The following is a 12572-nucleotide window of genomic DNA, read 5'->3' on the forward strand; positions in this document are numbered from 1 at the left end:
CCAAACGAGTTTAAAAGGTTTACGATACTCTTATCCAGTAGTATTACACCATCAACAGCGATGTTATCAAGACGTAATGGAATAATTTAAGCTGACTGACAGGTATGACTTAAACCATTACACTCTCTATCCACGCCTCGTCAATTTCGAGACCGAAACCGGGGGCATCCGACGGGGCGACATAGCCGTCTTTGATGACGGAAGTGCCGGGCAACTTGACCATCTCCTCGAGAGGGACACCGGGAGCAGAAACGCCTTCAGAGCGTTCACCCCACGTAATGGCAGGCATAGCAAATGCGAGGTGCTGACCGTAGGGATAGTTCATACCGCCGTGTGTGATTACGTTAATCCCACTTGCCTCTGCGATGTGGCAAATCTTCGCCGCTGATGTAATACCACCGCACCACAAAACGTCCGGCTGGAAGATGTCAACCAACCGTCGTCCTGCCGCCTCTGCAAAGACGGTTGGTAGATACCAGTGTTCTCCCGTCGCGAGCGTTTGCCAAGGGAGGCGTTGACGCACTGTCTCGTAGCCGACAAAATCATCGGCACGGATGTAGTCCTCCATCCACTTCAACCCGTAAGGCTTCATGGTTTCACAGACACGCACGGTATGCTCTATGTCAAAACCGGTCCAAGCGTCCAACATTAGGTCAACCTCATCGCCGATGGCTTCCCGCGTCGTTGCTACCAATTCTTCAAGTTTACCTAAGCCTTCTTTCCCTTGCTCTGGCCCCCACGGAGTGAAAAGTTTTGTGGCTTTGAATCCAAGCTCCATATACCATTCCTGATCGAAGCCAGACGCGTAACAGAAAATCTTTTCTTTTTGCGGACCGCCGAGTAGTTCGTAAACCGGTCGCCCCAAAATTTTGCCTTTGAGGTCCCAGAGGGCACAATCAACGGCACTGATGGCGTAACTCGTCAAGCCGGTTGCGCCAAAGGCGGCTGACAATCGTACCATCATGTCCCATATTTTTTCAGTCGCCATGCAATTTTCGCCAACGAGGAAGGGGGCAAAATGGTCTGAAATGATTCGGGTTACGGGACCCCCGTACAGCGAGATACCGAAACCCCAGGCCCCATCTTCTGCCGTTATAATGCATGCCGGACGTTTCCATTCCGAATAGGAAACGTGTCCCTCTTTTCTGTTGAATGACGGATAACGCGTAATGGGGCGGTTCAATTGATATGTTCTTGACCGACTCGGTGTGCGCGGCGTTGTTGTCGGTTTCGGGTTGAGTTCGATTTCTACGACGCGGATCTCTTTAATTTTCATAGACTTCCCTTTTGTAATCAATCTGATGAATTATCAAAATAATCACTAAGACGTTTCGTTGTCCCTGACGATGGAGGGGGTCCGCCCCAATATAGCGAGTTCATCACGAAAACGTTTTTCACTGGCGGCGAGTAAATCTTCAATGACTTTCTCCGTGCTTCCACCCTCCGCAACGAGGGTTTCCATTTGCTCTACTGCGAAAGTTTGAACATGGCTAAAACAATTCTTAGTAGACTTGTCAAGATGATTCCCAATGTTTAAACTCAGCACTAACAGAAGTGCTCTTTCCAATTTTTCGATGCGCTCGTCCCGCGCTTTTAGTTCTTCCAATATATCCATTTGGTCTTCAAGCTCCAGTCCTTTTATCCCCCTGCTTATAATACGGTGGGAGGGCGGTAGAAGAGTGTGTAGGGTTTCCGTGGCGTTACCACCCAAAACTGGGTTCATAGAGTATAGCACGAGCGGGGAAAAGATACAATAGAGCATCTCTACATCGAACAAGCAAGAACGATAGCTGCGCTCGCGTTTGAATAAAGGTGAACCTTACGAAGTTTAACCATTTCCGTCCATCAATTAGAGTTCAGCAAACTTGATGTTCCCAAAGACTCGCTCTAACACGGCTTGGACTTCTTGATGTCTTTCGTCTGTGTGCGAGACAGCGGGTGTTCGGAGTCGGTGGTTCGGATAGAGTCCGTGAAGATGGAGTGCCGATTTGATGCTTGGTAGCCACTCCAACTTCGTTGCAGTCTTGAGCCAGGGTTCCTCATAACGGAACACGATCTCCTTGGCATCATCGTTGTGCCCTGTGGTCAGGGCATTATAGAATTCCAATGCAATGTCTGGGCAGAACGGAGCAATCGTGCAGAGATACGCCGTTGAACCGATCGGATAGCCGAACATGAAATTCCGCATCTGTCCACCACTGACCACCGCAAAATTCTCGTCAGTGGTTGCGCGAATGATGTCGTAGTAAGCATAGAACGGATGACCGTCGTTCTTGATACCAACTATCTCTGGACGTTTTGCTAACTCAGCAACGATGTCCACAGGATACGGGTCTTGCCACGCCCCCCAAACCAGCAAAGGCATCGGCGCGGCATCCTGAACGCTATCAAAGTAGCCAACAATAACCTCGCTCTTCACTCCTAATCCGGGATGAATCTGGACCTTAACAGCGTCTACGCCCTTAGCGTCGCAGTGTTTTAAAAACTCTCGGCACTGTCCGGGGTACCACCACCCGGTTGAAGCAATGAACAGCGAACGACCTGATATTTCTTCTGCTAATTCCGCAGTCAACTGCCAGATTTCTTCATCTGTCAGGCTACAGAATTCGCTACTGCCATACGTGAGGAGAATCACTGGGACACTTTGCTCACACAACCAGTTGACGTATTTCCGCATCGCACCAACATCCAGCGAGTCGTCATCGCCGAAACAGGTGTTCACGGGTACGATGGGACCTTTTAGACGTTCCACTACGCGAATTGCTCGCTCCATAAAAATTTCCTTTGGTATGTTGTTAGCACTTCTGAAAGTATAGAGATGGGCAACTTGCTAATTACGGCGGTACGTTTGGTAAGTGCCAGATTTCCTCAGAAAATTCAGGAATTGTCAACAAACCTGCAGTCCACAGAAATACTCTATCTCGTTCTGGGAGGTCGTTTAGGCAAATCCACGCAACCTCCACAAGAATCTGTTTCTCTTTTAGTTCCGGATCGTTTCCCAAGGAGACTGCCTGCGTACCTATTTCTATCAAATAGGTGTAATATTGATCGTTAGGTGCAAAGGTAACGACAGATGTTGGACGGATTACAGTGCCTTCGACACGGCACTCTTCCCGAAGTTCTCTCAGCGCGGCTTGTTCCGGCGTTTCATCTGGTTCGATGCGTCCACCGGGAAGACACCACCACTCTTCTCCTTCGTGACGGTGCTTGACCATTAGAATTCTTTTTTGCCTATGAACGATGCATTGTGCACGCGACATTCACAACCCCTGAATCTGGTGTCCTATCGAAAATGAGAGGAAATTCCTTATATTTTTTTAATCAAAAATGGTGTATATCTGTCTAAAATCTTATAAGCCGTACCTTGGGTTATTATATCATAAAGACTTATGAAGATGTGGTTTATCTTTTCGTTTACGCTTGTTGAAAGTATAGCATCTTTTGCTGTTTTTCTCTATCAAAAACCGTGTCTGCACTCTCTGCTATTGGAAGGGTGAGATGCGATGAATAACAGCATATAAGGAGGTAAGAAGTGAAATATAGATTGAACGTTATTATGGTTTTAGCCGTTGCTGTGAGTCTTTGGTCTATAGGCGCGTTTGCAGCGGATCTTACGGAGGGACTTGTCGGCTATTGGCCCCTCGATGGCAATGGCAACGACGAATCAGGTAATGGAAAGGATGCCAAATTAGAAAAGGGCGCGAAATGGTCTGACGACGGTTGGGTGAACGGTGCGGTTGATTTTGATGGTGGTGGTGGACACGTCGTTGTCGATGATACGTTTGAATTGACAACGACCGCAATCACAGTGATTGCACGGATCAACGGTTGGAAAACGATAGATTGGTCGGGAATTGTCGTAGGTCGAAGTGATCCGGCATCGTGGTGGATGGGTGTTGCTGCGAACAATACTCTAACCTACGTATGGAACAATAATTCCGCACTGACGTGGAACTGGCAAGGCGCGCCAGAAATCCCAGAAAATAAATGGGCGTTGGTCGCGATAGCAATTGAACCTGACAAAGCAACGAGTTACATTTATCACAGAGATAGTGACAAGCTTGATTCTGAAGTAAATGATATTCCGCACATCGAACAGACAGTTAAAAATTTGAAGTTCGGATGGGATGAATGTTGTGGTGCCAGATACTTCAAAGGGTTAATTGACGAAGTGATGATCTATGACCGGACGTTGAACGCCGATGACCTCAAAAGGCTGGCAACTGTTGGGCTGCCTGTCGAGAGTAAAGGGAAACTCGCAATTACTTGGGCAGAACTTAAGAGAGATTAAAGTAAATCGTAAGGGTTAGGTAAGTCACATTCTATAGTAAAATCTACAATTACTGAGATATTGTGGAGGCGAGGTTTCAAACCTCGCCAGCGGCGGTGGAGACCCTGTTCACTGAACACCTGTCCACTTACAAGATTAGTTATCAGTTATCAGTTGTCAGTGAAGAAGAGTTTTTGTAACAATCATCGCCACTTTGGAGCAAGCCGATGTGAAGTGAATTATTACCAGAAAACCTCCTAACCGAATGCCGAAGACTTTGACCAATAACTCGCCTCCGATACTTTTGCTAAAGCACAAGTTGTTGGTCAAAACTGACCCCCTAAAGGATAACCTGCAATTTGGAAAAAATCCCTTTTAGGCAATATGCCGCACTCCTTTCACAGTACCTGAAACCGCAGTGGATGCGTGTGACCCTACTCGCTGTGTTTATGTTGGGTGGGGTCGGTTTAAACCTTGTTAAACCACAGATTCTGCGCTACTTCTTTGACACAGCAGAAGCAGGTGGAGAGACGCGGAACTTACTGATCGCTGCCGGTCTTCTGTTCATTGCCGTAAGTTTCTTCAGGCAAGTCGTAACGTTAGTCAGCTCTTACCTTGGGCAAGATGTCGGCTGGCGAGCGACAAATCAGATGCGTGGTGATCTCGCACACCACTGCCTCCAACTCGACATGCCGTTCCATCATGAACACACGCCTGGTGAAATGGTAGAACGTGTTGACGGAGATACGACGGCTCTCTCAAATTTCTTTTCTGAATTCATACTTCAGGTAATAGGTAGTTTTTTGCTGCTCGGTGGTGCTCTGGTCTTGGTGATTCGTGAAGATTGGCGGATTGGAATCGCACTGACCGGCTTTGTGGCAGTCGCTATCTTAGTTTATAATCTCACCCGAAACGTTGCTGTTCCGATTTACACCTCTGAACGAGAGGGTTACGCCAGACTCTTCGGATTTCTCGAAGAACGTCTAACAGGTGTTGAGGACCTTCGTACAAACGGTGGCATCAACTATACAATGGATCGGTTTTACGATGTCAACCGTGATGTATACGGTCGAGCCGTAAAAGCACACGTGATGGGCGAGGTTTTACGGATGATTAGCGGCGTTCTACTTGCCTTCGGGCAGGTATTGACGATGGCGATGAGTATCTATCTGTTCAGGGAAGGTGTATTCACAATCGGGACCGTCCTTCTTGTTATCCAATACGTAGTGATGCTGCGAGGTCCGCTGGTCATGATGAACCGTCAGATTAACGATCTCCAACGGGCAACCGCTGGTTTGAAACGGATTGAAGAATTTTATCGGGTCACCTCAAACATTGTAGATGGAACGGAGGCACTGCCGACCTCAGAAGCACTTGGTATTGAATTTGATGCGGTCACATTCGGGTACACCGAAGATGAATCTGTTCTGAAAGATGTTTCCTTCCAATTACAACCCGGAAAATCACTCGGCTTATTGGGACGCACAGGTAGTGGTAAGACAACGATCACCCGTCTCCTATTTCGGTTGTATGAGATTAACAAAGGACAGATTCAGATTGGCAACAAACCAATTGAGGATATTCAGTTGGACGACTTGCGCGACCGGATCGGTCTGGTTACACAGGATGTGCAACTTTTCAATGCAACAGTGCGCCAGAACTTGACGCTCTTTGACACAGAAATCTCTGATGATCGGATTTTGTCAGTGATTGAAGAACTTGGATTATCCGAATGGTATCAATCCCTGCCAGACGGACTTGATACACTTCTTGAAGGGACCGGGCTTTCCGCAGGGGAAGCGCAGCTGCTGGCATTTGCAAGGGTCTTCCTTAAAGATCCGAAGATTGTCATTCTTGATGAACCGTCCTCACGACTTGACCCAGCAACGGAACAACGCATTGACAACGCAGTGCAGCGATTGTTGAAGGGGCGGACCAGCATCATTATTGCGCATCGGCTTGGAACGGTCCAACAGGTAGACGAAATTATGATTCTTGCAGATGGAGAGATTGAAGAATATGACGAACGCAAGCGGCTCGTCCAAAATCCTGACTCCATCTTCTCAGGGCTGCTAAAAACTGGTCTGGAGGAGATGATTCAATGACAACCGGGCAAGCCTCAATTCGCCTCATGCGCTACCGTCCGCTCCTCTTTCTCGGTACCATTCTGTTCCGTGGATTAGACGATCTAATGCCTTTCATTGTCGGCATCATTATGAAGGCATTTTTTGATGCGCTGTCCGGCGAATCGGCAGCTGGTGCCAACCCTTGGACCTTTGTTGCGCTCTTCGTTGTTGCCGAATTTGGTGACCGAGGTGTCCTCATCTCCTCAGCGTTCGTGTGGGCGCGTTGGCGATACGCTATTTCAACACTGCTCCGAAAAAATCTGATGACATCTATCATGAACATGTCCGCGCCACACAGTGTCTCAACAGCCTCTGGCGAAGTGACAAACCGGCTGCGAGATGATGTAGAAGCGATTATAAGCTATCTGGAACAGTACATCCATTTGTGGGGCAATCTCATCTTCGCGACGTTAGCAATTATCTGGATGGCTCGGATAGATGCAGCCATAACGGCTATCACGGTTATCCCTGCTATTCTCATTATTACAATTGTCAACATGTCAAGGCGGTATATTCAGCGGTATCGCGCAGCACAGCGCGTTGCTACGGAACATTCAACGAACTTCATCAACGAAATGTTCCAATCTATCTTGGCAGTGAAGGTCGCTGGGACAGAGTCAAATATAATTGCACACTTCCGGAAATTGAACGATGCGCGCCGCAAGGCGACACTGGTGGATAACCTGTTCAATCAACTCCTACGATCCATCAGTTTCAATATGAACGACTTTGCCGCTGGGGTGGTTTTGATTCTGATTGTGGAACAGGTGGCTGCAGGGACGTTTTCAGTTGGAGACTTTGTGTTGTTCTATGCGTATATCGGTGAAGTCGCGAGAAGTGGATCACTCATCGGCAGTACAATGGCACAACACCAACGCGCAGAGGTTTCATTCTCCCGTATGGAACAGACCGTTGAGGAAATGCCAAGAGATGATTTAGTAGCACACACTCCGGTATATCTGCGAGAGAATCAACCGCCACTTTCTATTCCTCAAAAGACTGAAGCGGATCGGTTAGATGAACTTGCCGTTGACGGGCTTACATACCTCTATGACGGCGATGCATCTGGAATTGCTGAGGTTGATCTGAAAATCCCGGCAGGCTCGTTCACTGTTGTTACCGGACAGATCGGTTCAGGTAAAACGACGCTGGTGCAAGCCCTCTTGGGTGTCCTGCCGAAACAGTCCGGGGAAATTCGCTGGAACGGCGAAATCGTTGGGGATCCGAAGTCGTTTTTCGTTCCGCCCCGTTGTGCGTACACACCGCAAACGCCGAAACTTTTCAGCGAAAAACTGAGTGCTAACATTCTCATGGGTTTGCCGTGGGATTGGGATACCCTCAATCAAGCGATTCGGCTCGGTGTCATGGAGCAGGATCTGCCGACGCTTGAAGACGGTCTCGAAACCGTTGTTGGACCGCGCGGTGTGAAACTATCCGGCGGACAGATGCAGCGTACAGCAGCGGCACGGATGTTTATCCGAGACTCGGAACTTCTCGTCTTTGACGATCTCTCATCTGGGCTGGACGTAGAGACAGAACAGACCTTATGGGAACGTCTTTTTGAAACGACGCGGGCGACGTGCCTTGTTGTTTCTCATCGGCGACCTGCGCTGCGTCGGGCGGATCAGATTGTTGTTCTAAAAGAGGGCCGCGTTGAGGCAGTTGGGACGTTGGATGAACTGCTCGTTTCCTCCGAGGAGATGCGGAAGTTATGGGCAAGCGACTGAAGTTGAGTCGAGCATAAAACCTTGGGAGGTTTGTCTTAAGTAGTGTCCAAGTAATTCCAAAATCTACTATAAAATAACCCAAGTTGCTACTTAAAAGGTTATAGGCAACCAGAGTTATGTAAGTACGCCCTATTTCGTGCAGTCGAGTCTAAGGAATGCACCATTGTGTGCAGCACCTCCTCTGAGTTTTGTAGGAAACTCCGCCAATATAGTATTGTTCAGATTGGCACAGAACTTGCTGAATCTACATAACAGACTTTCAATAGCCAGTGTGTAGATCGGTTTGCTTCCACCCCAAAAGTTATGTACGGGTGGCAAGTTGGATTATAAAATAAAAAAGAGGTTCTTATGAAAATCAAGGTGTTTTTGGGGCTGATGTTCCTAATTTTTTCAATGTTTCTGTATGTGCCCGACACGACTGCTGAATATGAACCTTATATGCAACTCAGTTTACCCGAAGGTGCTAAAACGCGCCTCAGTAAGGGATGGGTACGTGAAATTGCGTATTCCCCGGACAGCACGCTTCTTGCGGTAGCCAGCAGCATCGGTATTTGGATCTATGATGCACAAACCGGTGAAGAACGCAATTTGCTCACGGGGCATCTGGGACCGATCAGTAGTGTGGCGTTTAGCCCGGATGGAAATACACTCGCAAGTGGGAGTAGAGACGAGATTGTCCGTCTATGGGATGTCAGCACTGGCAAGCCTATGCACACACTTATAGGGCATCTGGGGCCGGTCAATAGTGTGGCGTTTAGCCCGGATGGAAATACACTCGCAAGTGGGAGTAAGGATAAAACCGTCCGTCTATGGGATGTCAGTACTGGCAAGCCCATGCACACACTCACAGGGCATACGACGAGTCGTGTCTATATCTATAGCGTGTCGTTTAGTCCAGATGGAAATACACTCGCAAGCGGGAGTGATGACAAGACTATCCGTTTATGGGATGTCAGCACTGGCAAACCCATACGCACACTCACAGGGCATGGGGATGTGGTTTGGAGCATGTCGTTTAGTCCAGATGGAAATACACTCGCAAGCGGGAGTAGGGACAAGACTATCCGTTTATGGGATGTAAACACTGGCAAACCCATACGCACACTCCTCATAGGGCGTACGAGTCGTCCCCATATTTATAGCGTATCGTTTAGCCCAGATGGAAATACACTCGCAAGCGAAGATCTTGACCATACTATCCGTTTATGGGATGTCAGCACTGGCAAACCCATACGCACACTCACAGGGCATGGGGATGTGGTTTGGAGCATGTCGTTTAGTCCAGATGGAAATACACTCGCAAGCGGGAGTAGGGACAAGACTATCCGTTTATGGGATGTAAACACTGGCAAACCCATACGCACACTCCTCATAGGGCGTACGAGTCGTCCCCATATTTATAGCGTATCGTTTAGCCCAGATGGAAATACACTCGCAAGCGAAGATCTTGACCATACTATCCGTTTATGGGATGTCAGCACTGGCAAACCCATACGCACACTCACAGGGCATACGGATGCAGTCTATAGCGTGGCGTTTAGCCCAGATGGAAATACACTCGCAAGTGGGAGCTGGGACAAGACTATCCGTTTATGGAATGTGAATACAGGCAATCCTATACGCACACTCACAAGGCACGGGGGTGTGGTCTGGAGCGTATCGTTCAGTCCAGATGGAAATACACTCGCAAGCGGGATTTATCAGCAAACCCGTTTACGGGATGTCAGCACTGGCAAACTCATACGCACGCTCACAAGGCAGAGGGGTGCGGTCAAAAGTGTGGCGTTTAGCCCAGATGGACAGACGCTCGCAAGCGGAGGTTTTGGCAATAATGGTATCCGTTTACGGGATGTCAGCACTGGCAATCTTCTGCATAGCCTTTCGTCCACAGGGATCCAGAGTGTGTCGTTTAGTTCGGATGGAAATACACTCGCAAGTGGGACCTATCAGGAAATCCATTTATGGGATGTCAGCACTGGCAAGCCCATACGCACACTCATAGGGCATGGGGATGTGGTCTGGAGCGTGTCGTTTAGTTCGGATGGAAATACACTCGCAAGTGGGAGCGGGGACAAGACCATCCGTTTATGGGATGTCAGCACTGGCAAGCCCATACGCACACTCATAGGGCATACAGATGCGGTCCGGAGCGTGGCGTTTAGTCCGGATAGTGGTACCCTCTCGAGTGGGAGTCACGACGGCACGATACTCTTGTGGACACTCGCACGGGCAGACTAACCGCTATACCTTACGCTGACTGCAGGTGAATTCACCGCCACGCGAAAGATGCTGATACGAAAGTAAAGGATTCGGAAGGATGGTATGAAGCTCAGAATCCTTGAAAGTACAATTGGAAGAAGACAAACAGCAAGGCTTAAAGTATGTTTCACTTTTGATCCGTTTAAACACATTTCTCCGGAAGAATCTGCCGATTAATTGAGGAAAACAACATGAATTCAAATACCGTTCATATACTTGATACTGGCACAGAACTGTTTGTTGATGACGCGCTGATCGCTTCCAAACACGGCGTGACACGCACACTACATCAGTGCGTGAAGCACGATGTTCCCGTCCTTGAACCAGATCCCGACAATCCGTGGGAACACGGCGGACCCGACCAGTCCAGACGCGTACATCTCTACGGCACCACGATGTACGATGCGGCGTACGGAAAATATCGTATGTGGTACATGTGTCGTATGGGACCGCATTGGCGGTTTGAAGCGAATGAGATTCCGGGACTTTATGTTCCACGTACAGATCGAAACCCTTCGACCTATAGAGGAAAGACACACGACGCTTACGGACGCAAATTCGTCGAAAACGACCGCGGCGACCTTACCTGCTATGCAGAGAGCGATGATGGATTGACATGGACGAAACCGAACCTCGGTCTCTTTGAATTCAATGGAAACCCGAATAACAACATTGTGTGGGACCTCCACGGCGCGTGTGTCTTTCGTGATGACGATGAATCGGATCCGCAGAGACGGTATAAGATGATCGGTTTCTGTAGGCGGTATCGGAACATTTTCCTGCTCATGTCACCTGATGGCATCCGATGGGACGATTCAGATTTCCTCGAACCGATTGCGGATCGAGATAACGAAGGCGCGTTCAACGTCATCTACGATAAAAAAACAGATCTGTTTCGAGCTTATGCCCTCATACGTGGTGACGATAAAGACGCAAGACGTATGATCGCATACACCGAAAGCCCAAGTCTTGAGGGCCCCTGGAAACCTCTCGAACCGATGTTCGGTGCAACGGATGAGGACGACGCAGTTGGTGTACAGAGATACGGTGCTGATCGTGCCGAAATCCACAACATGTCTGGTTTCCTCTATCATAATATTTATATTGGTATCCCCGGTGTGTTATATGTGACGGGACCGGGCGCGGCGGAGCATGAGATTCCTGTCGATGGACCTATTGATGCCCAATTCGTTTATAGTCGAGACGGATTCAATTGGGATTATCCTGATTCAAATCGAACGCCGATTATCCCACGCGGTGAGAGCGGCACTTTCGACACCGGCATGATTATGGGAACGGCTATAGAGCCGATTATCACCGACGATGAAATTCACTGGTATTATACAGGGACAGAACATACCCACGGTGCCCAGATGAAGGATAGGCACAAGGCAATCGGGCTCGCGAAGTGGCGATTAGATGGCTTCGTCTCGCTTGATGCTGAGGCGGAGGAGGGTATCGTTGAAACTGTCCCATTGCAGCTTCCGAACGGTGGGCTTGAAATTAATGCGGATGCAAGTAGCGGTCAGGTCGGTGTTGAAGTGCTAACGGCTGATGGACAGGTTCAACAAGGATTTTCGATTGATGATTGCGTTCCGTTGACAGGCGATGCTATACGGCACTCGGTGCAATGGAAGTCGGCGAGATTGGCGGAGGCAGAGCAACCGCTGAGATTTCGCTTTGTGCTGAACCGTGCAAGGCTCTATGCCTTTCGTACTCAGCAGAGACGAGGGGATCTCGCCTCTACATTAGAAACATAACAGGAGTTGAAAAAATGAGACATACTACGCAAATTGAACTTGAAAATTTATACGATCTGGTTGCTGTAAAGCTTGGTGTTATGAATCCTGAAGATGTGCGAAGCCTTATTGTCGTGGATGCCCTTGTTGATACTGGTGCAACGGGTCTTTGCCTACCGACACCACTCATTGAGCAACTCGGGCTCACACCTATTGAAACGAGGCGGGCACGTACCGCTACTGGCATCGTTGACCGCGTCCTTTATTCGGAAGTCCAATTTACGATATTGGAACGAACAGGGACGATGCAAATTACCGATCTACCTGAGGGTTCGCCTGTCCTCGTGGGACACATGGTTTTGGAGCATTTAGATCTCTGTGTTGATATAAAAGAGGGGTTAATCTATAATCCAGCACACGATGGTGAATGGATTACAGAGATCCTCTAAAG

General features: G+C 48.6%; 10 protein-coding genes. 6 read left to right on the forward strand and 4 right to left on the reverse strand.

Annotated features, from left to right (window positions below):
* Nucleotides 1-109: 109 nt before the first annotated feature.
* The 4 genes from OXH39_09105 to OXH39_09120 all read right to left on the reverse strand — a co-directional run bounded on the left by OXH39_09105 (nucleotide 110) and on the right by OXH39_09120 (nucleotide 3260).
* Nucleotides 110-1276, reverse strand: a complete 1167-nt coding sequence (locus OXH39_09105) for a hypothetical protein (GenBank protein MCY3550605.1) — start codon at nucleotides 1274-1276, stop codon at nucleotides 110-112.
* A gap of 45 nt (nucleotides 1277-1321) precedes the next feature.
* Entirely contained in the window at nucleotides 1322-1615 is a 294-nt protein-coding gene (locus OXH39_09110; protein MCY3550606.1) for a hypothetical protein, read from the reverse strand.
* Between the two features lie 234 nt (nucleotides 1616-1849).
* A complete protein-coding gene (locus OXH39_09115) occupies nucleotides 1850-2773 on the reverse strand; it encodes a dihydrodipicolinate synthase family protein (protein MCY3550607.1) in 924 nt (307 codons plus the stop codon).
* Between the two features lie 61 nt (nucleotides 2774-2834).
* Complete coding sequence (locus tag OXH39_09120; protein MCY3550608.1) at nucleotides 2835-3260, reverse strand: NUDIX domain-containing protein; 426 nt, start codon at nucleotides 3258-3260, stop codon at nucleotides 2835-2837.
* Between the two features lie 272 nt (nucleotides 3261-3532).
* Here OXH39_09120 and OXH39_09125 point away from each other — a divergent pair, with 272 nt between their 5' ends.
* The 6 genes from OXH39_09125 to OXH39_09150 all read left to right on the forward strand — a co-directional run bounded on the left by OXH39_09125 (nucleotide 3533) and on the right by OXH39_09150 (nucleotide 12570).
* On the forward strand, nucleotides 3533-4291 hold the full coding sequence (locus tag OXH39_09125; GenBank protein MCY3550609.1) for a LamG domain-containing protein: 759 nt from the start codon (nucleotides 3533-3535) through the stop codon (nucleotides 4289-4291).
* A gap of 338 nt (nucleotides 4292-4629) precedes the next feature.
* Nucleotides 4630-6375 carry an ABC transporter ATP-binding protein gene (locus OXH39_09130; GenBank protein MCY3550610.1) on the forward strand — a complete coding sequence of 582 codons (1746 nt, stop codon included), beginning with the start codon at nucleotides 4630-4632 and terminating at the stop codon, nucleotides 6373-6375.
* A complete protein-coding gene (locus OXH39_09135; GenBank protein MCY3550611.1) occupies nucleotides 6372-8123 on the forward strand; it encodes an ABC transporter ATP-binding protein in 1752 nt (583 codons plus the stop codon). The genes OXH39_09130 and OXH39_09135 overlap by 4 nt, the downstream gene beginning before the upstream one ends.
* 348 nt (nucleotides 8124-8471) lie before the next feature.
* Entirely contained in the window at nucleotides 8472-10361 is a 1890-nt protein-coding gene (locus OXH39_09140; protein MCY3550612.1) for a hypothetical protein, read from the forward strand.
* 212 nt (nucleotides 10362-10573) lie between these two features.
* Complete coding sequence (locus tag OXH39_09145) at nucleotides 10574-12142, forward strand: hypothetical protein (GenBank protein ID MCY3550613.1); 1569 nt, start codon at nucleotides 10574-10576, stop codon at nucleotides 12140-12142.
* Nucleotides 12143-12156: 14 nt separating this feature from the next.
* Entirely contained in the window at nucleotides 12157-12570 is a 414-nt protein-coding gene (locus OXH39_09150; protein MCY3550614.1) for an aspartyl protease family protein, read from the forward strand.
* Nucleotides 12571-12572 lie beyond the last annotated feature (2 nt).

It is taken from the genome of Candidatus Poribacteria bacterium (assembly GCA_026702755.1).
Taxonomy (GTDB): Bacteria; Poribacteria; WGA-4E; order WGA-4E; family WGA-3G; genus WGA-3G.

What these genes read in the sequence shown, in the direction of transcription:
- OXH39_09105 (MCY3550605.1), bottom strand. Translation starts at nt 1,276, where the DNA reads ATGAAAATTAAAGAGATCCGCGTCGTAGAAATCGAACTCAACCCGAAA.
- OXH39_09110 (MCY3550606.1), bottom strand. Translation starts at nt 1,615, where the DNA reads ATGGATATATTGGAAGAACTAAAAGCGCGGGACGAGCGCATCGAAAAA.
- OXH39_09115 (MCY3550607.1), bottom strand. Translation starts at nt 2,773, where the DNA reads ATGGAGCGAGCAATTCGCGTAGTGGAACGTCTAAAAGGTCCCATCGTA.
- OXH39_09120 (MCY3550608.1), bottom strand. Translation starts at nt 3,260, where the DNA reads ATGTCGCGTGCACAATGCATCGTTCATAGGCAAAAAAGAATTCTAATG.
- OXH39_09135 (MCY3550611.1), top strand. Translation starts at nt 6,372, where the DNA reads ATGACAACCGGGCAAGCCTCAATTCGCCTCATGCGCTACCGTCCGCTC.
- OXH39_09140 (MCY3550612.1), top strand. Translation starts at nt 8,472, where the DNA reads ATGAAAATCAAGGTGTTTTTGGGGCTGATGTTCCTAATTTTTTCAATG.
- OXH39_09145 (MCY3550613.1), top strand. Translation starts at nt 10,574, where the DNA reads ATGAATTCAAATACCGTTCATATACTTGATACTGGCACAGAACTGTTT.
- OXH39_09150 (MCY3550614.1), top strand. Translation starts at nt 12,157, where the DNA reads ATGAGACATACTACGCAAATTGAACTTGAAAATTTATACGATCTGGTT.